General features: G+C 72.1%; 18 protein-coding genes and 1 pseudogene. 13 read left to right on the forward strand and 6 right to left on the reverse strand.

Annotation, left to right across the window (positions count from 1 at the left end; all coding sequences use genetic code 11):
* The first annotated feature begins 336 nt into the window (after positions 1–336).
* The 4 genes from ACZ68P_RS13490 (at position 337) to yjfF (ending at position 4,973) form a co-directional block, all read left to right on the forward strand.
* Positions 337–1,362: an ABC transporter substrate-binding protein gene (locus ACZ68P_RS13490; RefSeq protein WP_471005665.1), complete on the forward strand. Its 1,026-nt coding sequence runs from the start codon at positions 337–339 to the stop codon at positions 1,360–1,362.
* A gap of 79 nt (positions 1,363–1,441) precedes the next feature.
* Positions 1,442–2,989: a sugar ABC transporter ATP-binding protein gene (locus ACZ68P_RS13495; RefSeq protein ID WP_471005667.1), complete on the forward strand. Its 1,548-nt coding sequence runs from the start codon at positions 1,442–1,444 to the stop codon at positions 2,987–2,989.
* Positions 2,986–3,993, forward strand: a complete 1,008-nt coding sequence (locus ACZ68P_RS13500) for an ABC transporter permease (RefSeq protein ID WP_471005669.1) — start codon at positions 2,986–2,988, stop codon at positions 3,991–3,993. Before ACZ68P_RS13495 ends, ACZ68P_RS13500 begins: the two co-directional genes overlap by 4 nt.
* Positions 3,990–4,973, forward strand: a complete 984-nt coding sequence (yjfF, locus tag ACZ68P_RS13505; protein ID WP_471005670.1) for a galactofuranose ABC transporter, permease protein YjfF — start codon at positions 3,990–3,992, stop codon at positions 4,971–4,973. Before ACZ68P_RS13500 ends, yjfF begins: the two co-directional genes overlap by 4 nt.
* Positions 4,974–5,177: 204 nt before the next feature.
* On the opposite strand, the gene ACZ68P_RS13510 is transcribed toward yjfF, so the two are convergent.
* On the reverse strand, positions 5,178–6,161 hold the full coding sequence (locus tag ACZ68P_RS13510; RefSeq protein ID WP_471005671.1) for an aldo/keto reductase: 984 nt from the start codon (positions 6,159–6,161) through the stop codon (positions 5,178–5,180).
* Positions 6,162–6,698: 537 nt separating this feature from the next.
* On the opposite strand from ACZ68P_RS13510, the gene ACZ68P_RS13515 reads away from it, so the two are divergent.
* The 5 genes from ACZ68P_RS13515 to ACZ68P_RS13535 all read left to right on the forward strand — a co-directional run bounded on the left by ACZ68P_RS13515 (position 6,699) and on the right by ACZ68P_RS13535 (position 15,565).
* A complete protein-coding gene (locus ACZ68P_RS13515; RefSeq protein ID WP_471006354.1) occupies positions 6,699–8,114 on the forward strand; it encodes a family 43 glycosylhydrolase in 1,416 nt (471 codons plus the stop codon).
* A 55-nt stretch (positions 8,115–8,169) separates the two neighbouring features.
* Positions 8,170–9,639 carry a family 43 glycosylhydrolase gene (locus tag ACZ68P_RS13520; RefSeq protein ID WP_471005673.1) on the forward strand — a complete coding sequence of 490 codons (1,470 nt, stop codon included), beginning with the start codon at positions 8,170–8,172 and terminating at the stop codon, positions 9,637–9,639.
* Between the two features lie 31 nt (positions 9,640–9,670).
* A complete protein-coding gene (locus tag ACZ68P_RS13525) occupies positions 9,671–11,056 on the forward strand; it encodes a glycoside hydrolase family 43 protein (RefSeq protein ID WP_471005675.1) in 1,386 nt (461 codons plus the stop codon).
* A gap of 382 nt (positions 11,057–11,438) precedes the next feature.
* Positions 11,439–13,685, forward strand: a complete 2,247-nt coding sequence (locus ACZ68P_RS13530) for an FUSC family protein (protein WP_471005676.1) — start codon at positions 11,439–11,441, stop codon at positions 13,683–13,685.
* A 224-nt stretch (positions 13,686–13,909) separates the two neighbouring features.
* On the forward strand, positions 13,910–15,565 hold the full coding sequence (locus ACZ68P_RS13535) for a sigma-70 family RNA polymerase sigma factor (RefSeq protein ID WP_471006356.1): 1,656 nt from the start codon (positions 13,910–13,912) through the stop codon (positions 15,563–15,565).
* A gap of 342 nt (positions 15,566–15,907) precedes the next feature.
* On the opposite strand, the gene ACZ68P_RS13540 is transcribed toward ACZ68P_RS13535, so the two are convergent.
* The 4 genes and pseudogenes from ACZ68P_RS13540 to ACZ68P_RS13555 all read right to left on the reverse strand — a co-directional run bounded on the left by ACZ68P_RS13540 (position 15,908) and on the right by ACZ68P_RS13555 (position 21,566).
* The gene (locus ACZ68P_RS13540; RefSeq protein ID WP_471005677.1) at positions 15,908–16,504 is read right to left on the reverse strand and encodes a L,D-transpeptidase family protein; all 597 of its coding nucleotides are present in this window, start codon (positions 16,502–16,504) and stop codon (positions 15,908–15,910) included.
* A 239-nt stretch (positions 16,505–16,743) separates the two neighbouring features.
* The gene (locus ACZ68P_RS13545; protein ID WP_471005679.1) at positions 16,744–18,324 is read right to left on the reverse strand and encodes a CBM35 domain-containing protein; all 1,581 of its coding nucleotides are present in this window, start codon (positions 18,322–18,324) and stop codon (positions 16,744–16,746) included.
* A 1,149-nt stretch (positions 18,325–19,473) separates the two neighbouring features.
* Positions 19,474–20,070, reverse strand: coding sequence for a DUF1349 domain-containing protein (locus ACZ68P_RS13550; protein ID WP_471005680.1), 597 nt, complete (start codon positions 20,068–20,070; stop codon positions 19,474–19,476).
* Between the two features lie 229 nt (positions 20,071–20,299).
* A pseudogene (locus ACZ68P_RS13555) lies at positions 20,300–21,566 on the reverse strand (sialidase family protein).
* Positions 21,567–21,778: 212 nt separating this feature from the next.
* Here ACZ68P_RS13555 and ACZ68P_RS13560 point away from each other — a divergent pair.
* Positions 21,779–22,552 (forward strand): helix-turn-helix transcriptional regulator, encoded by a 774-nt coding sequence (locus tag ACZ68P_RS13560; RefSeq protein WP_471005681.1) that lies wholly within the window; start codon positions 21,779–21,781, stop codon positions 22,550–22,552.
* 299 nt (positions 22,553–22,851) lie between these two features.
* On the opposite strand, the gene pstS is transcribed toward ACZ68P_RS13560, so the two are convergent.
* On the reverse strand, positions 22,852–23,976 hold the full coding sequence (gene pstS / locus ACZ68P_RS13565) for a phosphate ABC transporter substrate-binding protein PstS (protein ID WP_471005682.1): 1,125 nt from the start codon (positions 23,974–23,976) through the stop codon (positions 22,852–22,854).
* A gap of 219 nt (positions 23,977–24,195) precedes the next feature.
* Between pstS and ACZ68P_RS13570 the strand changes: the two genes are divergently transcribed.
* From ACZ68P_RS13570 to ACZ68P_RS13580, 3 genes are all read left to right on the forward strand, one after another.
* Positions 24,196–24,417 carry a hypothetical protein gene (locus ACZ68P_RS13570; protein ID WP_365714933.1) on the forward strand — a complete coding sequence of 74 codons (222 nt, stop codon included), beginning with the start codon at positions 24,196–24,198 and terminating at the stop codon, positions 24,415–24,417.
* A 93-nt stretch (positions 24,418–24,510) separates the two neighbouring features.
* Complete coding sequence (locus ACZ68P_RS13575; RefSeq protein WP_471005683.1) at positions 24,511–24,906, forward strand: ArsR/SmtB family transcription factor; 396 nt, start codon at positions 24,511–24,513, stop codon at positions 24,904–24,906.
* 252 nt (positions 24,907–25,158) lie between these two features.
* A complete protein-coding gene (locus tag ACZ68P_RS13580; protein WP_471005684.1) occupies positions 25,159–26,568 on the forward strand; it encodes an MFS transporter in 1,410 nt (469 codons plus the stop codon).
* The last annotated feature ends 167 nt before the right edge of the window (positions 26,569–26,735 follow it).

A 26,735-nucleotide genomic window follows, 5' to 3' on the forward strand; every position in this document is an offset into this window, starting at 1 on the left:
TGTCCTCCACGCCATCTCCTCCTGACCGTGACCGCCCCGCCCCGACCGTCCGCCGGGGCCGCGGGAGATACGCATGCACCTTCAACCTACGCCCTTGCCAAGGTAAGACCTCAGGCCGAAGGAGCCGTGGCCGGGTGCCCGCCGTCGCCGCGCGGTGTCGCGCCTCGTGACGCGTCGGTCCGCCCCGGCGCGGCCCTCCCCAGCGTAGGGATACTAACCCGGCCCGCCTTCGAAGTGAGCGCTAACAAGCGCGATGTTCCTCGGTAGGCGCCGATGCCGAATTGTGGTTTCCCGAGGGGTTGACGGCGTAAATGTTAGCGCTCACTCTTGTCGCTCATGACCCCGCTCACGTCAGGTCGGCTGGGCATCACCGCACGGTTCGCACTGGAGGACGCTGTGTTCAAGAAGATCGCCACGACGGGTTGTGCCCTTGCGCTGGCCACGCTGACGGCCTGCGGGGCTGGTGACGGCGGCTCCAAGGCGTCGGCGGACGGCAAGCTCGTCATGGGGTTCGCCCAGGTGGGCGCCGAGAGCGGATGGCGCACCGCCAACACCAAGTCGGTGGTCGAGGCCGCCAAGACCGCCGACGTCGAGCTGAAGTTCTCCGACGCACAGCAGAAGCAGGAGAACCAGATCAAGGCCATCCGCTCCTACATCCAGCAGAAGGTCGACGTGATCGCCTTCAGCCCGGTCGTGGAGACGGGCTGGGACGCGGTGCTGCTGGAGGCCAAGCGCGCCAAGATCCCGGTGATCCTCACGGACCGTGCCATCGACTCCACGGACACCTCCCTGTACAAGACCTTCCTCGGATCCGACTTCACCGAAGAGGGGCGCAAGGCGGGCAAGTGGCTGGCCGAGACGGCGAACGGCCCGGTCAACGTGGCGGAGATCCAGGGCACCACCGGGGCCGCGCCGGCCATCGACCGGCAGAAGGGCTTCAAGGAGGCCGTCGCCCAGAAGCCCGACATCAAGATCGTGGCCACGCAGAGCGGCGACTTCACGCGAGCGGGCGGCAAGCAGGTCATGGAAGCCCTCCTGCGGTCCCACCCCGACATCGACGTGGTGTACGCCCACAACGACGACATGGGCCTGGGCGCCATCGAGGCGATCAAGGCGGCCGGCAAGAAGCCCGGCACCGACATCAAGATCATCACGGTGGACGCCGTCAAGGCCGGCATGGTGGCGCTCGCGAACGGCGAGATCAACTACATCGTGGAGTGCAACCCCCTGCTCGGCGACCAGCTGATGGATCTCGCGAAGAAGGTCGTGAAGGGCGAGAGCGTCCCCGAGCGCGTGGTGACGGAGGAGACCACCTTCACCACGGAGCAGGCGAAGACGGTTCTCAAGGACCGGAAGTACTGACACGAACCCGCAGTCCGGCCACCGCGGGCCGATCACGCCGCGGTGGCGGGCCGCTCTTCTCCTGACGAAAGCACTGGTCATGACCGATTCCTCAGCGACCGGCGACAGCCCGGTCGTCGACATGCGCGGTATCACCGTGGAGTTCTCCGGCATCAAGGCGCTCGCGGACGTCGACTTCCGCCTGTTTCCCGGCGAAGTGCACGCGCTCATGGGCGAGAACGGCGCCGGCAAGTCCACCCTGATCAAGGCCCTCACAGGGGTTCACCGGCCGACGGCCGGGACCATCGTCCTGATGGACGAGCCGGTCGAGTTCACCACCCCCGGCCAGGCACAGGACGCGGGGATCAGCACCGTCTACCAGGAGGTCAACCTCTGCCCCAACCTGTCGGTGGCCGAGAACATCCTGCTCGGGCGCGAGCCGCGCAGACTGGGCGCCATCGACGGAAGGGCCATGCGGGCCCGCGCCAGGGAGCTCATGGCGCGCATCGGGCTGTCCATCGATCCTGCCTCCGTGCTGAGCAGCCACTCCATCGCCGTGCAGCAGCTGGTGGCGATCACCCGGGCACTGGTCGTGGACGCCCGCGTGCTGGTGCTGGACGAACCGACCTCCAGCCTCGACAGCGACGAGGTCGAGGAACTGTTCCGCATCGTACGAGTACTGCGAGACGACGGCGTGGCGATCCTCTTCGTCTCCCACTTCCTCGACCAGGTCTACGCGATAGCCGACCGGATGACGGTGCTGCGCAACGGCACCCTCGTGGGGGAGCACCTTCCCGCGGATCTCGACCGCATGGCTCTCGTGTCCGCCATGCTGGGCCGCGAGGTCGGCGTCCTCGACGAGGTCGAGCGCCGCTCGGAGGAACGCGCCCCGGGAAGCGCACCCGTCCTGGTCGCCCGGGGACTCGGACGGGCCGGAGCGATCGAGCCTTTCGACCTGGAGATACACGAGGGAGAGGTCGTCGGCCTCGCCGGTCTGCTGGGCTCCGGACGGACGGAACTCGCCAGGCTGCTGTCCGGCGCCGACCGCGCGGACACGGGCACCCTCGTCGTCGACGGCGAAACGATCCGCTCCCGCGGGCCGCGTTCCCTCATCGCCAAGGGCGTCGCCTTCTGCTCGGAGGACCGCAAGGCCGAAGGCGTCGTGGAGGAGCTGAGCGTCCGCGACAACCTGATCCTCGCCACCCAGGCGGCACGGGGCTGGGCGCGACCGGTGGCCCGCCGCACGGCCGAGGCGATGGTGGCCGAGTACATCGAGAGGCTGGACATTCGTCCGGCCGACCCGGACGCCGTGATGGGCAACCTGTCGGGCGGCAACCAGCAGAAGGTCCTGCTGGCCCGGTGGCTCGTGACACGGCCCAGGCTCCTCATCCTCGACGAGCCCACCCGCGGCATCGACGTCGGCGCCAAGGCGCAGATCCAGAAGGTGGTCGCCGAACTGGCGGCCGAGGGCATGGCGGTGCTGTTCATCTCCGCCGAACTGGAGGAGGTGGTACGCGTGTCCGACCGGGTCGTCGTTCTGCGTGACCGGCACAAGGTGGCCGAACTGTCCGGCGCGGACATCTCGGTGGACTCCGTGATGTCGGCCATCGCCGCGGACGCCCACAGCGGCATGGCGGTGGCCTCGTGATACGCGGACGCCTGCTCTGGCCCTTGATCGCGCTGGCCGGGCTCATCGTGCTCAACGTCGTCTTCACCCCGTCGTTCCTGGAACTGCGCATACAGGACGGCCACCTGTACGGCAGCCTCGTCGACATCCTCCGCAACGGCGCACCGACGCTGCTCATCGCGGTGGGCATGACCCTGGTCATCGCCACCCGGGGCATCGACCTGTCCGTCGGCGCGGTCGCCGCCATCGCCGGCGCGATCGGCTGTACCTGGATCGCCGGCGGCGGGGACGCCCCGACAGCAGTCCTGGTGGCCCTCGGCGTCTGCATCCTGCTCGGACTGTGGAACGGCTTCCTGGTCTCCGTGCTCGGCATCCAGCCGATCATCGCGACGCTGGTCCTGATGACGGCCGGACGCGGAGGCGCGATGCTGCTCACCGAAGGGCAGATCGTCACCATCAGCAATCCGACGTACCGGCAGATCGGCGCCGGGTTCCTCGTCCTGCCCATCGCGATCCTCATCAGCCTCGCGGTCCTCCTCGCGGTCGCCCTGCTGACCCGCCGTACCGCCCTCGGCATGCTGATCGAGGCCGTGGGTGTCAACCCCGAGGCCAGCAAACTCGCCGGGGTCCGCTCACGCACGATCACCTGGACCGTCTACGTTTTCGCCGCGCTGTGCGCGGGCGTGGCCGGACTGATGATCAGCTCCAACGTCAGCGCCGCCGACGCGAACAACGCGGGTCTGTGGATCGAGATGGACGCCATCCTGGCGGTGGTGATCGGCGGCACCTCCCTCGCCGGCGGCCGCTACTCCCTCACCGGCACGCTCGTCGGCGCGCTCGTGATCCAGACCCTGACCACCACCGTCTACACCATCGGTGTGCCGACCAACATCACCCTGCTGTTCAAGGCGGTCGTGGTGATCACCGTATGCCTGCTCCAGTCGCCGCGCGTGGCGCGGGCCGTCAGCGCTCGGCGCACGCCCCCCGCCCCCGCCCCTCGATCCCAGAAGGTGGCCGCCGGATGAGTACGTCGACCCTGGCCTCCCCACGCCTCCGTCTTCCCCAGCGCTTCCTGCCCGTCGTGGCGACCCTCGTGGTGTTCGTGGCGACCTTCACCATCGGATCGGTCCGCTACCAGGACTTCGCCTCCGGTCAGGTGGTGGCCAACCTCTTCATCGACAACGCCTTCCTCATCGTGCTCGCCGTGGGGATGACCTTCGTCATCCTCACCGGAGGCATCGACCTGTCCGTGGGCGCCGTCGCGGCCCTGTCGACCATGATCGCCGCGGCCACGCTCAAAGCGGGCTGGCCGCCGCTGCTCTCCATCCTCGCCGTCCTCGTCGTCGGCACCGGCCTCGGCCTGCTCATGGGCCTGGTCATCCACTACTTCGACGTGCAGCCGTTCATCGTCACCCTGGCGGGGATGTTCCTCGCCCGGGGCCTGTGCTTCCTCATCAGCGTGGAGTCGGTGTCCATCTCCGACCCGTCGTTCCGCAGCTTCGCCACGGGCACCCTCGAGCTGCCCGGCGGCGTCACCCTGACCTACAGCGTGCTCGTCGCCCTGGCCGTCGTCGCTGCCGCCCTGTACGTACTTCACCTCACCCGCTTCGGCCGCACCGTCTACGCGGTGGGCGGCAGCGAGTCCTCGGCGCGCCTGATGGGACTGGCCACCGCGAGGGCGAAGGTGGGTGTCTACGCGGTGAGCGGATTCTGCTCGGCCCTGGGCGGCCTGCTGTTCGCCCTGTACATGCTCTCCGGATACGGACTGCACGCCGTCGGCATGGAGTTGGACGTCATCGCCGCGGTCGTGATCGGCGGCACCCTGCTCGCCGGCGGCGTCGGCTACGTCACGGGCTCGATGGCCGGCGTCCTGGTCCTCGGCACCGTTCAGGCCCTCATCTCCTTCGAGGGCACCCTCAGCTCCTGGTGGACCAAGATCGTCATCGGCGTTCTTCTGCTGGCCTTCATCGTCCTGCAGCGCCTCATCGTGCGGCAGCGGCAGTGAGGGACGCGGGGCCGTGCCCGAGTCCGGTGTTCGCCCACCGGACCGCCCGCGCCGCGGGCGCACTGCGGGTACGCCCACACCAGGGGTGAGGAGACGGCGCTGTCCACGGAGCCGACCCGCTCCGTGACGCCGCGGACCGACGGCTCCCGCGCATCGCGGAGCCGTCGGGTCCGCGTTCTCACCGTGCGGCGACGGCCGGTGTGTTCACCACCGGTGGTGGACCCGGGCCCGGATCCTGCGGTCGTACAGCTCCCGGACGCCGGCCGACGTCGTCTCCGGCAGGGGGGCGAGGCCGGCCGCCCTCGCGTTGGCACGGGCCTGCTCGGGGCTGCGTGCTCCGGGAATGACCGTGGAGACCCCGGGCTGCTGAATGATCCAGCGCAGCGCGGTCTGCGCCGCGGTCGCTCCTTCCGGCGCCAGGGCCGCGAACTCCGCGGCCGCCTCGACGCCCGTCGCGTAGTCGACCCCGGAGAAGGTCTCACCCTGGTCGAAGGCCTCACCGTGCCGGTTGTACGCGCGGTGGTCGTCCTCCGGGAACTCCGTCTTCTCGGTGTACTTGCCGGACAGCAGGCCACTCGCCAGCGGGACGCGGGCGATGATGCCCACCCCCGCTTCGACGGCGGCGGGCAGCACCTCCTCCAGCGGCTTGAGCCGGAACGGGTTGAGGATGATCTGCACGCTCGCCGTGCCCGGCCGGGCGATGGCGGTCAGCGCCTCCGCGCAGGTTTCGACGCTCACACCGTAGGCCGCGATCCGGTCCTCTTCGACGAGCGTGCCGAGGGCGTCGAAGACGGCGGGGGAGGAGTACACGGGCGTGGGAGGGCAGTGCAGCTGGACCAGGTCCAGCCGGTCCACCCCGAGGTTGCGGCGCGAACGGTCCACCCAGGCGCGGAAGTTGTCCAGCGTGTAGAGAGCCGGTTCCAACGGCGCCCGGCGGCCCATCTTCGTCGCCACCAGTACTCCGGCGTCCGGACGCTCGCGCAGGAACCGGCCGATCAGCCGCTCGCTGCGCCCGTCCCCGTACACGTCCGCGGTGTCGAAGAACGACACCCCGGACTCCACGGCGGCTTCCAGTACGGAGAGGGCCTCTTCCTCCTTCACCTCACCCCAGTCGGCTCCGAGCTGCCAGGTGCCGGTTCCGATCACGGAGACCCTCTGGCCGCTCCTGCCGAAAGTGCGTTGCTCCATGCGTGGTGCCTCTTCCGTTCATCGGTCAATTGGTGGTGTGAGCGATCACATCCAGGAGGAATGTACCGGTGGCTGGAATCCAGAGGTGTGGGTTCTCCCTCGTGCGGTGCAGAAGGCGCGCAGGGGGACGGCGGTCGCCCCGATGTCATCGGGGCCGCTGTGCCCTCCCTCAGGCTCGAAGCTTGCCGGCATGAAGGGGTGCGCGCTCGCTTCGAGAGGTCGTTGGCCCTGCGCCGTGCCCCCCCCCCCCCCGCGCGGAGGCGATTTTTGACAGGATCCTTGACCGGCACAGTGTGAGCGCTAACAATCTCGGGCGTGTGCCAAACCCGGCGGCTCACCCGTCCCGCCCGCCGCCGCACGAGAGCGAGCCTCTCCGTCCCTGACAGGGCCCGCCCGAAGGACCGTCGGTCGCCCGGCCCACCCACGGCGGTCGCGCGAACCGCAACGCCCGTCAGCGGACGGTGCCCCGGGCTCCGGCCGACGTCACCACCATACGAGGAGAACCTAGTGAGACTGCGAAGGATCTGCGGTGCTCTCATGGCCGGGGCGGCCTTGGTGGCAGCGCTGCTGCTGCCCTCTCCCGCCCATGCCGCCGCACCCGACTCACCGGCCCTGTCGTTCTCCAACCCTCTCGTGAACCAGAGAGCCGATCCGCACATCTTCAAGCACACGGACGGCTTCTACTACTACACGGCGACCGTCCCCGAGTACGACCGCATCATCCTGCGCAGGGCCACCACCATCCAAGGTCTCTCCAGCGCCCCGGAGGCGGTGATCTGGACGAAGCACGCCACCGGGGACATGGGAGCCCACATCTGGGCGCCTGAGATCCACTTCATCGACGGGAAGTGGTACGTCTACTTCGCCGCCGGACGCGCCGACGACGTGTGGAAGATCCGGATGTACGTCCTGGAGAGCTCCGCCGCGAACCCGCTGACCGGTGGCTGGACCGAGAAGGGCCGCATCGCCACACCGATGGACAGCTTCGCGCTGGACGCGACCACGTTCGTCGTGAACGGCGCCCGCTACCTCGCCTGGGCGCAGCAGGACCCGAACATCGGCACCAACTCCAACCTCTACATCGCCAGGCTGGCCAACCCGTGGACCATCAGCGGCGCGCCCGCGCGGCTCAGCATGCCCACGTACGGCTGGGAGACCGTCGGCTACAAGGTGAACGAGGGGCCGGCCGTGATCCAGCGCGGCGGCAAGGTCTTCATGACGTACTCCGCGTCCGCGACGGACAGCAACTACTGCCTCGGCATGCTCACCGCCTCGGCCACCGGGAACCTGCTCGACCCCGCGGCCTGGTCGAAGAGCCCCACGCCCGTCTTCGCCAGTAACGCGGCGACCGGGCAGTACGGTCCGGGGCACAACTCCTTCACCACCTCGGAGGACAACAGGAGCGACGTCCTCGTCTACCACGACCGCAACTACAAGGACATCACCGGCGACCCGCTCAACGACCCCAACCGCAGGACACGCGTCCAGAAGATCTACTGGAACGCCGACGGCACACCCAATTTCGGGATTCCGGTCGCGGACGGCGTCGCTCCGCACCGTCTGTCGTCCTTCAACTACCCGGACCACTACATCCGGCACTGGGACTACAGGGCGAAACTGGAGCCGAACGTCGGCAATCTCGCCGACTCGCAGTTCCGCACGGTGAGCGGTCTCGCAGGCAACGGCACGGTCTCCCTGGAATCCGCCAACTTCCCCGGCCATTACCTGCATGCCAGGAACGGGGAGGTGTGGGTGGACAGGAACGACGGCAGCGCGGCCTTCGCCGACACCGCGAGCTTCTTCCGGCGCCCCGGTCTTGCCGATGCGGCAGGCGTCTCGTACGAGGCCTACCGCTTCCCGGGACAGTACCTCCGGCACTACGGCTTCCTGCTCCACGTGCAGCCCGTCGGCGGCGCGCTCGCCCGCCAGGACGCCACCTTCCACCAGCAGTGACTTCCCTCCCTCTCCGCCCGGCCCGCAGCAGCCCACGTCCCCCCAAGGAGCAGACGTGCACGTCATCCACGGCAGAGGCACGGTGAGGCGAGGCATTCTCCTCGTCCTCGCGTTCATCACCGCTGTCGGCATGAGCCTGACCGGCGCGGACAGCGCCGAGGCCGCGCCCGGCCCCAGCTTCACCAATCCCGTCGTCGACGTGCCCAACAGCGCCGACCCGACGCTGGTCCACCACGGCGGCTTCTACTACTACGTCGCGACGACGTGGTCGTCCGACATCGTCATGCGCCGGTCACCCACGATCGCCGGTCTGCGCAACGCACCGGAGCGACTGGTCTTCCGTACGGCCGGGACGGGAATGTGGGCGCCGCATCTGGAGAGGGTCGGCGACCGCTGGTACCTCTACTACTCGGTCGAGCAGTCCGGCGGGCCTCGTCGAACGCACGCCCTGGAGAGCTCCGGTACCGATCCGCTCGGGCCGTACACCTATCGCGGCGTCGTCGACCTCATGCCGAACAACGGCTGGGCGATCGATGCGAGCCTGCTGAGGCTCAACGGCTCCCTCTACATGACGTTCTCCGCCGTCTCCCCGGTGGACAACCTCCAGTCGCTGTACATCGCCCCCCTGGCGAACCCCTGGACCGCCCGCGCCCACGGGACGCGGATCTCGGCCCCGACCCTTGCCTGGGAGCGGCAGGGCGGAGCGGTCAACGAAGGATCCTTCGCGCTGCAGCGCAACGGCCGTACCTTCCTCACGTACTCGGCCAGCCACTGCAACGGACCCGACTACAAGCTGGGGATGCTGGAGTACACGGGGGGCGATCCCCTCGCCGCCGCGTCGTGGGCCAAGGCCGCCCGGCCGATCTTCCAGCGCAACGACGCCGCCGGGGTGTTCGGGCCCGGACACCACTCCTTCTTCACCTCGCCCGACGGAACCGAGACCTGGATCGCGTACCACGCGAACTCCTCGGCGTCCCAGGGGTGCGGGACCACACGCACGACGCGGGTGCAGAAGATCTCCTGGAACCCCGACGGCACGCCGAACCTGGGGACCCCGGTCTCGACCTCGACCGTGCTCCAGGGGCCGTCGGGGGAGTCCTCCGTGCCGGCGGCGCCGGTCGCCCTCCGCAACCGGCACAGCGGTCTGTGCCTGGACGACTACAACTGGGCGACCGCGCCGGGAGCGGAGGTACGACAGTGGACGTGCAGCGGCGCCGCGGTCCAGAACTGGACCCTGACTCCCGTGGCGGACGGGTACTACCAGATCCGCAACGGCCACAGCGGCCTGTGCCTGGACGACAAGGACTTCGCCACCGCGGCCGGATCGCCCGTCCAGCAGTGGACGTGCAACGGCGCGACCGTGCAGCAGTGGCGACCGGTGCCGACCGAGGGCGGTTACTCCACACTCGTCAACCGGCACAGCGGCCTGTGCCTCGACAACTACAACTGGGGTACGGCGCCGGGCTCCGAGGTCCGTCAGTGGACGTGTCACGGCAACAACGCCCAGCAGTGGAACCTCGTCTGATCCTCGAGCGTGCCCCAAGGAGAGTCGTGCCATGTTCCTTCGACGCTTGGTCAGCCTTGTGGCCGGTGCCGTCATCGCGCTGACCGCCGTGATCACCGTCACCGCGCCGGCCCATTCCGCGCCGGCCGATGCCGCGTACGTCATGGCGTACTTCAAGGAGTCCCTGAACGGCGATGACTCCGTCAACGCCGTTCACCTCGCGGTGAGCACCGACGCCCGCGAGTGGACGCCCCTGAACGACAATCAGGCCGTCCTCACCGCCACAGCCGGAGCGAAGGGCATCCGCGACCCCTTCATCTTCCGCCGGAACGACGGCACCTGGGTCGTCGCCGCCACCGACATCCCGAAAGGAGGAGACTTCTGGGCCCCGAACCCGAACATCCACATCTGGACCTCGCCCGACCTCGTGAACTGGTCCGCCGACCGCCTGCTCAACGTCAACCGGCCGAACACGGGCTCGTTCACGTGGGCGCCGTCCGTCTACTGGGACGGGGGGCGCCAAAAGTACGGCGTCACCTTCTCGACCACACCGACCGGGTACGACCACTCCGTCATCATGGTGTCCTACACCTCGGACTTCGTCACCGCCACCGCACCGGTCGTCCTCCACGACACCGGAGGAAACGCCATCGACTCTCATCTGGTCACCGGTGTCAACGGCGTCAACTACCTCTACTACGCCGACTACGTCACCGGCCGCCTGGCCGGCGCCCGCTCGAACTCGCTGGCACCCGGCAGCTTCGTCACGTACACCGACGGCGTGGGGAACGGCTCCATCGAGGCGCCGACGCTGGTCAAATCCCTCACGTCGAACACCTGGTGGCTGTGGGGCGATCACTTCAACCCCAACAACGTGTTCTACGCCTGGCAGGGCGACATCGCGACAGGCGTCTGGCAGCCGGTCCCCCAGCAGACCTACACGGCCCCGCTCAACTCCAAGCACAACGCCATCCACCCGATCACCGCAGACGATCGGACCAGGCTCCTGGGCCGATACGGCGGCACCCGGTGGAACCGGCTGAAGTCGTACAACCACCCCGACTCGTTCGTCCGGCACGCGAACCTCGGCGGACGCATCGACGCGATGCCGTTCGCGTCGTACCAGGACGCACAGTGGCGGGTCGTGTCCGGTCTCGCGGATCCGAGCGGGGTCTCCCTGGAGTCCGTCAACTACCCCGGGCACTACCTGCGCCACCAGAACTTCGAGATCCGCCTCGGCCGCGACGACGGATCCGCCGGCTTCCGCGCCGACGCCACCTTCCACCGTGTGCCCGGCCTCGCCCACAGCGGCTGGTCTTCCTTCCGGTCCTTCAACTACCCCACTCGATATATCCGGCACAGCAACCGGCAGCTCCTCCTCCAGGAGGTTCAGGACGCCCTCGGGCGTGACGACGCGACCTTCCGTATCGGGTACTGACGCTCCCGGCCCGGCGCCGACGAGGCTTCCCGGCAGTGCCCTCACGACACTGCCGGGAAGGGCCTCGCGACCGCCTTCCACGGCCGCGTCATGACGGCCGTCATCGGCCCTCCGGGAGGCGCCTTCTCCGGGGGGCGCCTTCTCCGGGCCTGAGCCGTGCGGACACCACCGCCACGGCCCCGGCCGCGCCGGTCACCGGCGGCGGCCGGAAGGCGTACGGCACCATGATCACGCCGGATCGGTTCGCCCGTCCTCACCCCGCCGGCGCCGGCCGTCGCACCCGCCCTGCCCCCACCTCGGAGCGGGGCCACCCGCGGCGGGACACCGGCCGGACGGCGGGCGGCGGGGTGCCGGGGACCGGCGGTTGCCCGATCCTGGTGGCATGGAGGCCAACGGTGCCGGCGGCCGTGTGGGCGCCCAGGGCGTCGGACGGTGGAGGGGTCTCTTCCGGCTGCCCCCCGCCTACCGGGCCCCGGCCCGGCGCTCGCTGCGCGTCACCCTGGCCGCGGGCACCTGCTTCTATCTGTTCCTGTACGGCTTCGGGGTGCCCGTCGCGGCCACGTACGCGCTGTTCGCCGCGGTCGCCCTGGCCGGCCTCTCGCGCATCCCGGGAACCGGGCGGCAACGAGCCTCCGTGCTCATCCGACTGCTCCCGGCCGCCTGGCTCCTGATCGCCGCGGGCTCCTTCCTGGCCGTACGGACCTGGAGCGCGGTGGCCGGGATGCTGGTCATCGGCTTCGCGCTGGCGTTCGTCGCCGTCGGCGGGCCACGCCCGGCGGGCGCCGCGCCGGGCCTCCAGCTGCTGTACATCCTGCCGTCGTTCCCGCCCTACGCGCCGGACACCGTGGGCGAGCGCCTGCTCGGGATCACCGCCGGGATCCTCGTGCTCGCCCTCGCCGAGGCGTTCCTCCTGCCCGAACCTCCGCCCGTCCCGTACCGCGAACTCGCCGCCCGCGCCGCCGCCACAGCCGAGCGCTGCGCCGCGGAGCTGGCCCGCCCGCCGTTCACGCTCTCACCCGCGACCGCGGAGGCCGCCAGGGCGGCGGCCGAGGCGTTGCGACCCTCGCGGGTGCCCGAGGCGGACCGCCCGGCCGGGCCGGGGGTCCGCTCCCGCGGCCTCGCCCATACCGGCCTCGCGGCGCGCACGCTGATCAACCGGTTGACCCGGCTGCCCGGGGTACCGCCCGGCCAGGACCCGCCGGACCGGGGCCTCGACCTGCTGCGCGCGCTCGCGCGGTCGGCTGAGGACACCGCCGGGCTGCTGCGCGGGGCCGAGGGAGGAGAGACGACGCACGCCCTGGCCGGTGAGCGCGCGCGGCTGGCCGCGGCGCCGCCCCGGCGGGCCGTCCCGACGTCCGCGCGCCGCCGGGCGGACCTGCTGGAGCTCGCCGACGCCACGCTCGCCCTGGCGGCGGCCGCGGGCCTGGCGGTCCGGGGACGGCGCGCCGGGGCCGCCCTGCCCCTCGGCCGGTTCTGGTACGCGCGGATGCGGGCGCCGAGGCTGTGGTGGCGGCGTCTGGTGGGAAACGCGGGGAGCAGGTCCGTCTTCTTCCAGAACGCGGTGCGGATCAGCCTGGCGCTGGCGGCCGCCCGCGCCGTCGCCGGCCTGGCCACGCTGCCGCACGGCTTCTGGGCGCTGCTCGCGACGCTGACCCTGACCCGGACGACCCTGGACGCCACCCGGACCGGCATCCGCCAGGCGCTCGCCGGGACGCTGATCGGGGCGCTGTGCACGGCGGGCGTGCTGGCGCTGGTCGGAACCGACACGCCCGTGTACGCGGCCGTGATGCTGCCGGTGCTGCTGATCACCTTCACGGTGGGCCCGGTGAAGGGCGTCGGCTGGGCGCAGGCGATGTTCGCGCTCGTGGTCTCCCTGGTGTTCGCCCAGCTCGCCCCGGCCACCTGGCGGCTGGCCGAGGTCCGGCTTCTGGACGTCGTCGTCGGCAGCGCGATCGGCGTCGTCTTCGGACTCCTCGCCTGGCCGCGCGGCGCGCACGCCGAGGTGCGTCGCTCGTGTGCCGCGCTCATGCGGGCGGCCGCCGAGGCCGTGGTCGCCACGGCCGCGACGGTGGCGGCCGGTGGGCTGCGCGACCCCGGAGCGCCACCGGGGAACGGCTCCCTGCGCCACTCGCTCGTGCTGGCCGAGTCCGCCTTCGCGCAGTACCTGAGCGAGCCGCGGGGCCCGGTCGTGGGGACGTCCGGATCCGGTCCGGCGCCCGGGGACGAGCCGGGGGCGGTCGACTGGCAGGCGGTGCTGCTGGCCGGGCACCACACCTTGTGGGGCGCGGAGCGCGTGCTGGTGCCGCCCGTGCCGGCGACGGGGCCGCCGGTACCCGTCGTCGCACCGCCGCTGGGGCCCGCGGAGTCGGCCGCGGTGATGCGGCTCGCGGACCATGTGGCGGGTCGGATGCTGCTGCTCTCGGCCGTCCTGGCCCCCGACGGCGCCTCTTCGCGGGTGCGCGTGCCCGGGCCGGTCCCGGACGCGTGGCCCGAGGGCCCCGGCGCGACCGGGGCCGTATCCGCCGCGACACCGAACAGCTACTATGCGGCGGACGCCTGGCTGGACGCGCTGCTGCCGGACCTGGACCGGATCACCGACGGCGCTTCCGGGCGGCCGTCGGGGCGGTGAGCCCGCTCCTCGCAGCGTGCTCCGCGCGAGCGACGAGCTTCCGGGCGAAGCGCGACAGAGTGCCTTCGGACACGGCCGAGTGCCTTCCGGCCGGGCCGAGTGCCGGCTCGACTCAGGACCGGTCCGAAAATATCTTCGGTGTTTTCTGTTATCGGAGAGACGCCCTGCGGTCTCCCGAGTGTTGGGCATCGACAACAGGCAGGACAGGCAGCGTGAAACAGGACATGGGCGTACAGAGCGGTACGGATCTGGTCAGGGCGGCCCAGAGCGGGGACCTGTGGGCGCAGGACCAGCTCGTCGCCGCCTACCTCCCCCTGGTCTACAACATCGTGGGCCGGGCGATGAACGGCCACCACGACGTCGACGACGTCGTGCAGGAGACGATGCTGCGCGCGCTCGACGGGCTCGCCGGCCTGCGCTCCCCGGACGGCTTCCGCTCCTGGCTGGTGGCCATCGCCGTGAACCGCGTCCGCAGCCACTGGCACGCACAGCAGACCGGCCTGCGTCCCGGCGTCCTGGACGAGGCCCGCGAGGTCGCCCACCCGGGCGCCGACTTCGTGGACCTGACACTGGTCCGCCTGAACCTGTCCGGTCAGCGGCGCGAGACCGCCGAGGCGACCCGCTGGCTGGAGCCGGACGACAGGGCCCTGCTCTCCCTCTGGTGGCTGGAGTGCGCGGGAGAGCTGACCCGGCACGAGGTGGCGGACGCTCTCGAACTGTCCACCCAGCACACCGCGGTCCGGGTCCAGCGCATGAAGACGCAGCTGGACGCGGCCCGAGTCGTGGTCAGGGCCCTGTCGGCGCGTCCGCTGTGCCCCACCCTGGGGTACGAGATCGGCGGCTGGGACGGCCACCCCTCCGCCCTGTGGCGCAAGCGAATAGCCCGCCATGCCCGCGGCTGCGCCCACTGCGCGGGCCTGTGGAGCGGTCTCGTCCCCGCCGAGGGGCTGCTCGCCGGACTCCTGCTCGTCCCCCCGGCGGCGCTGCTGCTCGCGCGGGTCCGCGAGAGCGCCGGCTTCGGCCTCGCCGGCGAGTCCGCGCAGATCCTCCCGGCCGCCGCGTCCGGTCCGTCCCGGGCGGCACGCCACCGAGCCGGGCGGGACGGCGGCGCCGCCGGGCAGGGCTCCCGCGGAGCCCGCCGCAGGCAGCAGCGGCGCGCCCGCCGCCGCGCCGTCGTCGCCGCGGGCCTCGCGGTGGTGGCCGTCACCGGCGGGTCCTTCTACCTCGGCACCGGCCCCGACGGGGACGGGAAGGCCGTCGACGCGACACGCGCGGCCGCCCCCGGGGCCGCCCTGCCGACCCCTCTCGACCCGGCCACCGCCTCGCCCTCCGCCACCCTCTCGCCGTCGGCGCCCCCCACCCCGAGCAAGAGCCCGTCGGCGAAGGCCGCCACGCCGACGAAGCCGGCGCCGAGCAAGGCGCCGGCCACCCGCACCGCCTCGCCCGAGGCCACGCCCGAGCCCACCCGCACACGGTCGCGCACCTCGGCCGCCGCCCGCCCCGACTCCACCGCCCAGCAGGTGGTCGACATCGTCAACTCCGAGCGCTCGAAGGCGGGGTGTGGCCCGCTGACGGGGAACGACCTCCTGGACCAGGCCGCTCAGGGGCACTCCGACGACATGGCGGCGCGCGACTACTTCGACCACACCAACCCCGACGGCGACGGCCCGGGCGAGCGCGTCACGGCCACCGGCTACCGGTGGACGACCTACGGCGAGAACATCGCCATGGGGCAGAGCAGCGCGGCGCAGGTCATGGAGTCCTGGATGAACAGCCCCGGGCACCGGGCGAACATCCTCAACTGCTCCTTCAAGGAGATCGGAATCGGGATCCACACGGCCGGAGGGCCCTACTGGACCCAGGTCTTCGGCGCCCGCTGACCGGGCCGGTCGCCCCCACCCGGACCGGTCCGCCGCTCCTTCGACCGGACCGGTCGCCTCCGCCCGGACCGGTTCGCCGCTCCTTGCCCGGCCCTGGCCGCCGCTCCTCGGCCCGTGCGAGCCCGCCGCTCCTCGGACCGAGCCGGGGTGCCGGCTCGGTCCGAGCCGGGGTGTCAGCCCGTCGCCGAGGACGGCGGCCGGTACTGCTCCGCCAGTCCGAGGCCGCTCACGATGTCGCGCATGAGCAGCTCGAGCGGAGCGTACCGGCGGCGCGGACCTCCGGACGGCGACCCCGGGCGTCGCACATCCGTCCCCCCCGCCGCCAGGCGACGGGCGGCGGTGTCAGGACACGACGCGCAGGTGCGTGGGCCAGCCGATCCGCCGGAGGCGGTCGAACAGGTCCTTGACGTCGGCCGGCTTGAGCTTCACACAGCCGTTGGACCGGTAGTCGCCCGGTCCGTCCCATCGGCGCCGCTCGGTGCGGCCCTGAGTGCCGTCGCTGTTCATCTCCGAGTGGACGAACATCTCGGTGCGCGTCGTGGTCCCCCGGGAACACCGCATGTCCTGGAGGTAGACGGCGTACCCCTTCACCAGATCGCCGTGGTACGTACGGGTCTTCTGCCTGATCCGCCACGTGCCGTTCGGCATCCAGCCCTCGTTGCGCACGCAGTCGTCCTTGACCCCGGTGCCCGACCCCGCGCGGTAGCTGCTCTGGAGCCTTCCGTTCCGGTAGAGCCGCAGCTGGGAACGGGTCGGGTCCGAGGGGTTCTTGTCGAAGACGAGGGTCGCACCGCGCTCGGCGGCCGCGCTCACGCCTCCGGCGGCCGGCCGGGCCGTCTTCTCCTGCCGCGCGTCGGCGGCCGGGGCCGTCATCGCCAGCGATGCGACGACGGCGGCCAGGGCCAAGGCCGTACGGGTCCCACGGTTGATCGGCTTCACGGGTCGGCGCCCTTCATTTGCTCGTACGGGGAGAAGTGAAGGGTCCTGAGAAACCGATGCCACTTCACAGTTCCGCGTCCGCTCGTCACCCGAGCGGCCGGAGCGCGCCCGACCGCGCTTCCGCCCGCACCACCCTCGTGCGCCGTCGGGCGCCCCGCGGGTCACGAGGCACCCGAGCGCCGGGGCGGCCGGTCGGCCCGTCGGGGGAAGGGGGAAGTCCGACGGGCCGACCGGAGTCGCTACGGCGTGACCGACGCGCCGCCGAAGGTCACGGCGAGGCGGCCGTCCGTGGCGAACGACCAGCCCAGACCGCCCGCGTAGGACGAGCACCGGGATCCGTTGGAGCCGGACCAGAACTGGTTCGTGCCGTCGGCGTTACCCACGATCTTGTCGCTGGTGCCGCTGCCGGCGCGGCACGAGACGTTGTCGCGGAACACCGAGGTGCCGGCCTCGAAGGTGTAGTTGCGCTGGGCGTTGTCGATGCTGATGTTGCCCGACACGGTCATCGTCCCGGGGTTCCTGTTGTACGTGAACCCGTGCTTGCCGTTGCGGTACGCGATGCTGCGCCGGACGACGTGGTCGACCGCGATGTCCTCGCCGCCGAGCTTGTAGCCGTTGCGGTCGCCGTTGGAGTTCACGGTGCCGTCGCTGAGCGTGCCGTTGGCGTACGCGAGGGAGTCCTCGATCGTCACGGCGCCGATGGGCCCGGTGTCCGTCTTGGTGTAGAGGTCCCAGCCGTCGTCGATGTTGTTGTGGGCCACGGCGTAACGGAACACGTTCCCCGGGCCGACCGTCAGTTTCGCGGCGAAGCCGTCGGCGTCCTCGCCGTCGGAGTCCGCGTTGTCGTGCGACTCCGCACTGAGGATCAGGTTGTCGGACGGCCACTGGTCGCGCGGGGTGGTCGAGGCCGCGCGCGACAGCTGGAGCCCGGTGTCCCGGTTGTAACGCGTCACCGTACGCTCGAAGATGTTGCCGCTGCCGCCGACGAAGATCCCGTTGTCGCCGGCCCGTTCGACCACGATGCCGTGGACGTGCCAGTACGACCCGTTCACCGCGAGCCCGCGGTTCGCCGGGTCCTCGGCCATCGCCGAGAAGTTCAGCACGGGGGTCTCGCCGGGATAGGCGGCCAGCTTCTTGCGGGCACCGGCGGTGCCGTTGTTGCCGGTCGCGATCGTGACCGTCTGCGCGTAACGGTAGGTGCCGCCGCGCACGTAGATCGTGCCGCCGGGGGCGACGCGGCCGATCGCGGAGGTGAGCGTGGTCGGGGCCGTCTCGGTGCCGGCGGCTCCGTCCGTGCCGTTCGGCGCCACGTACAGCGCGGAGCTCGTGGGCGGCGGGGCGTCACCCGTCTCCACGTCGAGGGAGTCGATGTTGGGCAGGCCCACGGCGGCGGTGGGGCTCAGGCGGATGGTGTTGGCACCCGCCTTCAGCGACACCGTCAGGGTCCTCGTCGTCCACGCGTCCCAGGTGCCGGTGCCCTCGAAGGACGACGTCGTGACCGCCGCGCCGTTCACCGTGACGCTCGCGGGCCGCGCGGTCGTGGTTCCGTTGGCGAAGCGGAGCTTCAGCGTGGCGGTGCCGGCCTGCGCCGCGTCCGCCGTGAACTGGACCGCCGCGCCCACGGCGTTGCGACCGTTGCAGAAACCGCTTCCTGAGAAACCGGACCAATCGGAGTCGATGGTTCCGTCACAGGTGGCGGGTGCGCGCTCGGCTTCGAGACGCACCGACGCGGCCGACGCCGATGAGGCGGGAAGGGCCACGACGGCGCCGACGGCCAGCGCCGAACAGGCGAGTAAAGCCAGGGGGGATCGGGGGTTCATGGGGGCCTCGTTCTTCTCCGTGGTCGCCTGCGCGCGGCAGGGCGACGGGTGGGACAAAGCGGCTCTCGACACGAGAGAGATAGAAAGCGCTTGCTACGCTAGGAGTGCGCCATGGGCACGTCAATAGTTCGGACGAAGCGCGATGGGGCGCGGAGCGCGCCGGGGGCGGGGCCCCGGGTGGGCGGGCGCAGCCGGCCCGGGGCCGGCTGCTTCCGGCCGGCTGAGGCGCGGCCGGAAGCGCCGGGCTTCCGTCAGCGCGTGGGCTTCGGCGACGCCGGGTTCGGCGTGACGGAGGCGCGCGAGAGAGGAGCTGAGGCAAGGGGGCCGCTTGTGGACCGTGGCGGGCGCGGCGACCCGGCGGGGGCGCGGTGGTGCCGGGTGCGGCGTGACGGGGCGCCGGAGAGTGGCTCAGTGGCCGGTGGCCGTGGGCCCTGTAGGCCGGGTGAAGAGCCGAGGCCGAGCGCTACGGGCGCTGGGGATGCTGCGGCGGGACGGTATCCCGTACGTGTGGGTGGACCTTTGCGCCGGGTGTGGCGTGACGGAGCTTCGAGACGACGGCTGGAGGCGGGTGGCCTGGGGTCTTGTGGGCCGGGGGAGAGCCGAGGTCGAGCGGCGCGGGCGCTGGGTCGTGTCCGTCACGTCTCGCCTGGGTCGCGGCGTCCTGCACGTGCTCCCCCGTAGCCCTTCGGGTACGGGGGTGCCCCGGCCGCGTTGTCGTCGGTCGTCATGGCTCCGCCATGTCTCCCTCCTCCGCCTTGCGATCGCACGCACCGGACGCCGCAGCCCCGCACTCCGGGCGGACGCCGACCTTTCCCGGACACTCCCTAGGGGGCTGCTGCGGGGCGGTGACCCGTACGCGCGTGTGGCCCCCCTTGGCGGCGCCGCGTGGGGCGTACCGGCGGCCGGTGGCCCGGGCCCCTGGCCGGTGAGTCGAGAGGGCCCCGGGCCCTGGGGCTGGGCCGGGGTCCCGCGACTCAGAGCCCCAACGCTCGGGTTGCGCAACCGTTCCGGGCCAGACCGCAGTTCGAGTGCCGGCCCGCCCAAGCCGCCGGTCCTCCCCGGGCGCCGGCCTCCGACCCTCCCCGCATCCTGGCCACCCGCTTTCCCCCAGGGGACCCCACGTCCTCTGGGAGGCTCAGGTGCGGAAGGTCACGACCCGTCGTTCAGGCCGCCGAGGCGCGTGCGGGTGAGGGTGATGGTGTCGAACGTGACGCGGCAGCCGTCGCCCACCGGGGACTGGACCTCGATGCCGACCCGCGGTGCCGACGGGGCGTTCAGGGTGAACTGCCGTACCAGGTGCCAGGTCGCACCGTCGGCCGAGGTGTGGAAGGCGAACCCGTCGTCGACCCGGCTGATCCGCAGCCACAGGGCGGGGGAGGTGACGGGACCGGCGACCGCGTCGTCCGAGCGGCCGCGCGTGACGACGGAGAAGACGCTCGGTGTGCCGTCCGGGGCCTGTTCGAAGTTCAGCTTGGCCCAGTGCTCGTCGTCGGACCAGACAATCAGCGCGCCGGCGTCCCAGTTCGCCCGGAAGTCCACCTGGACGCGGGCCGAGAACTGCCAGTCGCCGTCCGGGGGAGTGGCCAGGGCCAGGGCCGCGTCGTGCTTCGCCGCCCCGTTCAGCGGGTCCGTGAAGATGTCGGTACCGGACGCGGCCGTGACGGTCACCACGCCGTCGCTCGCCGACCAGGAAGCGGGCGCAACGGCCCAGGCGGCACCGGGAAAGGGTGCGGAGGAATCGATCATGTGGCCACCCTCGCAAGCGGGCGCCCCCAGGGCCAGGGAAAGTCCCCGAGAGTCCAAGGAGTCGTCCGAGAATCCAAACGTCCCGGTGGTGGGCGGTCCCTGTCTCGCCCGCGCCGCGCGCCCTCGTCCCGGCCGCCCGGCCCTCTCGCCCGCGCCGCGCGCCCTCGTCCCGGCCGCCCGCCCCCCTCACCCGCGCCGCGCGCCCCGCCACCGTCACCCGCGCCCCTCGCTACCCCCGCGTCCTCGCGGCCGCTTCGAGCCGCAGGCGGCGGAACTCGATCGACTCGTACGGGTCGGCGGTCCCCGTCTCGTAGAGGATCCCGACCGTCCGCGCGTCGAGTTGCACCAGGTCCGAGTAGGCGGCGGCCCGCGCGGACAAGGTCAGCGTTCTCGTGAACGAGCGGCCGTCGTCCGTGCTGCTCCACAGCGCCATCCCCGCGCGCTCGGTCGGCGTCGAGGGAGCCGAGAACAGCAAGGGCCCGCCCCGCCCCGCCACCTGGAGCACGCTCCCCTGGACGACCGGGGCGTCGTCGAGCGACGGCTGGGGCGCGTAGGGGCGTTTCGAGAGTGGCGCCGCCGTCGGTGGAGAAGGCGTCGGCCCGATGGCCCCGACGCGTCCCGAGTTGGTCGCGGGCGTTGAAGTACAGCGAGCCGTCCGGAAGTTCCGCGGCTGTGGACTCGTTGGCGTTGGTTCCGCCGTCACGCGTGTCGTCCGTGAAGCCGAGGCGCCACGTCCGGCCCCCGTCATCGCTGAGCAGCGCGTGCGCCCCGTAGTACCGCGGCTCCCGACCGGTGTCCGGGGAGCCGGGCGGCGGGGCCGCGGAATGGTTGGCCGGCACCACGAGGCGTCCCGCGTGGGCGCCGCGCGTCAAGGCGATGGCGTGGCCCGGGCCGGTGGCGTACCAGCGCCAGCCGGGTCTCGTCACCGCCGAGGTGATCTCCCGGGGAGCGGAGAACGACCGACCGTCGTCCCGGCTCCGCTGGACGAACACCCGCCGGACCTGATCCGCCGTGACCTCTCCGCGCAGGATCCGCCCCTCCGTCACCCCGCCCGCGTTGTACGACGTGACGAGGACGACGTCGCCCGTCCGTGGATCGACGACGGGCGACGGATTGCCCCGCGTGTCCCCTCGCCCCGCCGCCACGACCCGCGTGGGCTCCCACCCGCACCCGCCGTCACGCGAGCGCCTGACCACGACGTCGATGGCGCCGCTGTCACCGGTCCCGCCGACCCGCGCCTCGGCGAAGGCGAGCAGAGTTCCGTCGTGGGTCCGTACGACGGCCGGAATGCGGTAGGCCGCGTAGCCGCCGGTACCGGAGACGTACGGAACGGACGAGGTGCAGCGCGGCTCCGCCCCCGCTCCGGTGCCGCCCTGCGAACCCGGGGTGTCGCCGTGCAGCCCCACGGCCACGCCGAGGACCCCCACCGCGAGGGCCGGCCCGAGAACGAGCGCGCCCGCCCCGGGCCGGCGCCTCGCGGGGAACGCCCGCCTCATGGTGCTCTCCTCCCGGACCCGGAAACCCGCCGGGCACCAGAAGTGCCGCGCCGACATGGCCGGGGCCTGAAGGAACGGGCGACCCCCAGGGCCCGCGGGACGAAGAGCCGATGAACCGCCGGCCGTACCCGGCGCATCACACGCCGTACCGCCCCCGGCGCGCCGCTGCCGCTTCCCGCGGGCGCGGAGAGCGACGGGCTCGTACGCTGGCTGTGACCGACCATCACCGGCTCGGCCCGGAGGGCAGCGTGGACTTACTCCCCGTGGCGGACGTCGACCGGCTGCTCGCCGTCGTCGCCGACTGCCACTCCGCCCGTACGCTGCCGGAACTGGGCGCCCTGCTCGCCGAATCGCTCGCCGGACGGCTGGAGTTCCGCAATGCCGCCGTGCTCAGCGGGGACACGCGCCCCAGGCTCTTCCGGGACGCGACGGCGCAGGCGTCCGGGCTCGCGGTGCCGACGATGGATCCGTACCGGGAACGCTTCCACCGGCTCGACCCGATCGCCCTGGCCGCCACGCGCCGGCCCGGCGGGGCGTCCGGCCGGCCGCTGAGGCTGCTCGACGTGGAGCACCTGGTCGAGGGGGAACGGCGCGCCTACGTCGACGACTTCCTGCGGCCGGCCGGTATCGGCGCGGTGATGGCCAAGTCGTGGTCGTGCCCCGACGCGGGGCTGCTCTTCGGCGTCGCCCTGTTCGACGAGGAGGAACGGGCCTTCGGAGCACGGGAGGTCACCCTCCTCGGCTCGCTCGGGCCGGCGGTCCTCCGTATCGCGGCGGGACTGCTCGACGCCAGGCCGCCGTGGGCGCGGCTGCTCACACCGCGTGAGACGGAGGCCGTGGCCCTCCTGAGCGAGGGGCTGCGGGACGAGGAGATCGCCCGGCGCATGGTCGTGGACGTGGGGACGGCGAAGAAGCACCTGGCCGCTGCGCGGCGCAAGTCGGGCGCTCCCAACCGCGTCGCCCTGGCGCGAGCCTGGGCGGGCTGACGAGGGCGGGCTGACGAAGGCCGGCTGATGAAGGCCGGATCTTGGCGGTCGGCTCACGAAGGCCGGCTCACGATGGCCGATTGACGAAGGGCGGCTGACGAGGCCCGTGCGGCCGGGGCCGCTGACCGAAGCGCCGCGTCCCACCTGTCGTGCCGGTCCGGCCCCCCGTGCCGGACCGGCACAAGAGGAAGGTGGCGTTCCTCTCGTGCGGCCCCCAGGATCGCCGATCACGCGCGAGCGGGACCATGGGCCGAAAGGCGAAGATCGCGGCGCGGGGGAGGGGCGTCGTGGCCCGATGGTCAGGAGAGCGTGCCGATCACCTGCCGTACCTGGGTCGCGACCGAGTCGGGCAGCGGTGCGTAGTGGATCGCGGGCAGTTGACGCTGCCCCTCCTCCCCGGCGGTGTAGGCGAGGAAGGACTTCAGCGCCGGGAGCGTCTCCGGCCGGTTTCCGGTGTCGCAGACGATCTCGTACGTCACCAGGACGATCGGGTACGCGCCCTCCGCCGAGGTCGTGTACTCCAGGGAGAGCGCCAGGTCCTTGCCGTCGTCGGCGATCCTCGCCTCGGCGATGCCCAGCGAGGCGCTCTCGGTGCTCGGCGCGACGGGCCGGGAGGCGCCGGTGGCGATCCGCACCGTGGTGATCTTCCGTTTGGCCGCGAAGGACAGCTCGAAGTAGCCGATGGCGCCCTCGGTCTGGCTCACGGCGGCGGAGACGCCGTCCGAGCCGGTGCCCGACTGGCCGCCCTCGGCCTGCCACTGCTTGCCCGCCGGGTACGGCCAGGACGACCGTGCCGCGCTCCTGAGATAGGCGGTGAGATTCTGGGTGGTGCCGGAGTCGTCGGCGCGGTGGACCGGGATCACCGGGAGGTCCGGCAGGGTCGCTCCCGGGTTGAGCCGCTGGATCGACGGATCGTTCCAGCGGGTGATCCGGGCGTCGAAGAGGCGGGCGAGGGTCGGCGCGTCGAGCACCAGGTCCGTCACCCCCGGCAGGTGGTATCCGATCGCGATCGGACCGCCCGCCATGGGCAGGTCGATGGCACGCCCGCCTCGGCACACCTGCTCGCTGTCCTTCACGTCCCGCGCGCTCAGGGCCTGGTCCGTGCCGCCGAACGCGGTGGCCCCGCGCTGGAACTGGGCGACCCCCGCTCCCGATCCGAGCGGGTTGTAGGCGACCTCCACGCCCGGGCACGCCAGGCGGTACTGCTGGATCCAGCGCTTCATCGCGTTCTGCTGGGCCGAGGAGCCGGAGCCGCGCACCTTGCCCGCGTCGGCGCACGCGATGTCCGGTACGGGCTCGGCGGCGGACACCCCTTGTGCTTCGGCGCCGCCGTCCGCACCGCAGGCCGTGAGAAGCAGCGTCGCCGCCATGGCGGTGGCGGCTCCCACCCGGCGGTTCGCCCGTCCCGTTCCTCGGAGCTGCACCGTGATCCTCCCTGGACCTGCGCGGATGAACGGCCGCGGTGCGTCCCGCGGGCCCGGTGCGAACGATGATCACCGACATCGCGGAGCGTGAGGTGGAGTGAAGGTGAACGGGAGGGGGCATCCGGGCGTCCGTCGGGGAGCGTTCGAGGCGACCCTTCACACCGGACGAGCGTTCGAGACTGTTCCTCAGTGTGCCGGGCGGCGCATACTGGGTACACGATGACGAACCGATCCGCGCCCCGGCGCCACCTGCCCACCAGCCCCTTTGCGGCCCCTTCCGACCCTGTGATCAAGGATTTCTCCGTCGGCGACCGCGTTTCCCATGACCGCCACGGTCTCGGGACGGTTATCGGCCAGGAAGCGACGGGCGCTCTTCTCGTCGACTTCGGGGCCAGCCGGCTCCGCATCCTGAGCCCCTACAAGGGCATGCACAAACTCTGATGCCCTGAGAAGCCCCGCCCCCGATGCCGTGCGCCGGGGGCGGGGCTTCTGTGTGCGGGCGGGAGGGCCGACGGCCGCGCCTACGATGGGCGCATGCCAGAACGCGAGACACCCCCGGCGGCGCACGGGGTGGCCGGGGCGGCCGGTGTGGCCGGGGCGCCGGGTGCGCACCAGCGCACTCCCGGCGCCCCCGAGCTGGCCGCCGCCGCCGGGGTGTTCGCACTGCTCGCTGATCCGACCCGGCTGCACCTGATGTGGCTGCTGACGCGCGGAGAGGCCGATGTGACGGCTCTCGCCCAGGCGTGCGGTGCCGCGCGGCCGGCCGTGAGTCAGCATCTCGCCAAGCTGCGGCTCGGCGGCCTGGTCCGGCACCGCAAGGCCGGTCGGCGCGTGGTCTACACGCTGCCGGACGGGCACATGCGGCGGCTGGTGGTCGAGGCGATCAGCCACGCCGACCACCAGGTGACCGGCGAACCCTGGCACGACTGACGCCCGCCACCCGGACGTCTTGCCGGTGTCGGGCCCACCACGCCGACCACCAGGTGACCGGCGAACCCTGGCACGACTGACGCCCGTCGCCCCGGGCGACCTACCGGCGTCGCGCCCGCAGCGATGCCGCGTCGTGAGCTTCCGTCGCACGGGAGGGAGGCCGTCCAGGAATCAACATGTGCGCACGCGTGCACATGTCGGCTACGGTGGTGTCCTCTCGTGTCCTGCCGTTGTCCGAGTGGGGGGCGGCCCATGCTCTCGATCCTTCGCCACCGCACCTACCGGCATCTCCTCATCGCCCAGCTCGTCGCGCTGGCCGGCACCGGCCTCGCGACCGTCGCGCTCAGCCTGCTCGCCTACGACCTGGCGGGCTCCGACGCCTCCGCCGTCCTCGGCACCGCGCTGGCCCTCAAGATGACCGCGTACATCGGCATCGCCCCCGTGGTCGGCGCCCTCGCCGACCGCATACCCCGGCGGGCGCTGCTCGTCTCCGCGGACCTGATACGCGCGACGGCCGCCCTCGCCCTGCCGTTCGTGACCCAGGTGTGGCAGGTCTACGCACTGATCCTGCTGCTCCAGGCCGCGTCCGCCGCCTTCACCCCCACCTTCCAGGCGACGATCCCGGACGTCCTGCCCGACGAGCGCGACTACACCCGCGCCCTCTCGCTCTCGCGCCTCGCCTATGACCTGGAGAACCTTTTCAGTCCGCTCCTCGCCGCGGCGCTGCTGACCCTCGTCTCCCACAGCTGGCTCTTCGTCGGTACGGCCCTCGGCTTCCTCGCCTCGGGCGCGCTGGTCCTCTCCGTCCTGCTCCCGCGCCCCGCACCCGTCGAGCGCGTCGGCGGCATGTACGCGAAAGCCTCCTTCGGTACCCGCCTCGTCCTCGCCACTCCCCGCCTGCGCGCGCTCGTCGCGCTCGACCTGGCCGTCGCCGCGGGCGGCGCGATGGTCCTCGTCAACACCGTGGTCCTGGTCCGGGACACCCTCGGCCGTAGCGCCGGCGACGTCTCCCTCGCCCTCGGCGCGTACGGAGCCGGCTCCATGGTGGTGGCCCTGGCGCTGCCCCGGGCGCTGGACCGGCTCCGTGAGCGGACCCTGATGCTGCCCGCCGCCTTCGCCCTGACCGCCGTCCTGGCGCTCCTGGCCCTCGTGCCGGCCCTGGCGCGGCTGACACCTGCCTCGCCCGAGCCGCTCTCCGGCGCGGGACCGGACCCGAGCGCGCCTGCCTGGTCCTGGCCCGCCCTGCTGGCCGCCTGGCTGATCCTCGGGGCCGCCGGCTCCGCCGTCTCGACACCCGGCGGACGGCTCCTGCGCCGCTCGGCGCGCGCCGCCGACCTGCCCGCCGTGTTCGCCGCCCGGTTCTCCCTCACCCACGGCTGCTGGCTGCTCACCTACCCCCTCGCCGGCTGGACGGCCGCCCGGGCGGGCCTGACCGCGTCGGCGGCCGTCCTTGCCGTGGTCGCCCTCGTCGCGGCCGTCACCGCCGTGCGCCTGTGGCCCCGGACGGATCCGGACGCCCTGGAACACGTCCATCCGGAACTGGCGCCGGACCACCCGCACCTGGCCGGCGCGGACCGGTGCCACGCCCACGACTTCCGGATCGACTCCCTGCACCCGCGGGGCGTCACCGTGCGGTCCCGGAGCGGACGAAGCGCGGCGTGAGGCGCGAGGAGCCCGGCGGGATGCCGGGGAACCGGTGGAGCGTCGCCGTCCTCCGGATCCGGTGCAACTCCTCGTACGGACAGGGCAATCCCGCCCGTACGGCGGCGGTGGCGGCGAACCGCCGTCCCGCGAATCGTCGAGACGGGGTCCGGTTCGTCCTCCAGCAG

The organism is Streptomyces sp. NPDC036822, from assembly GCF_055609145.1.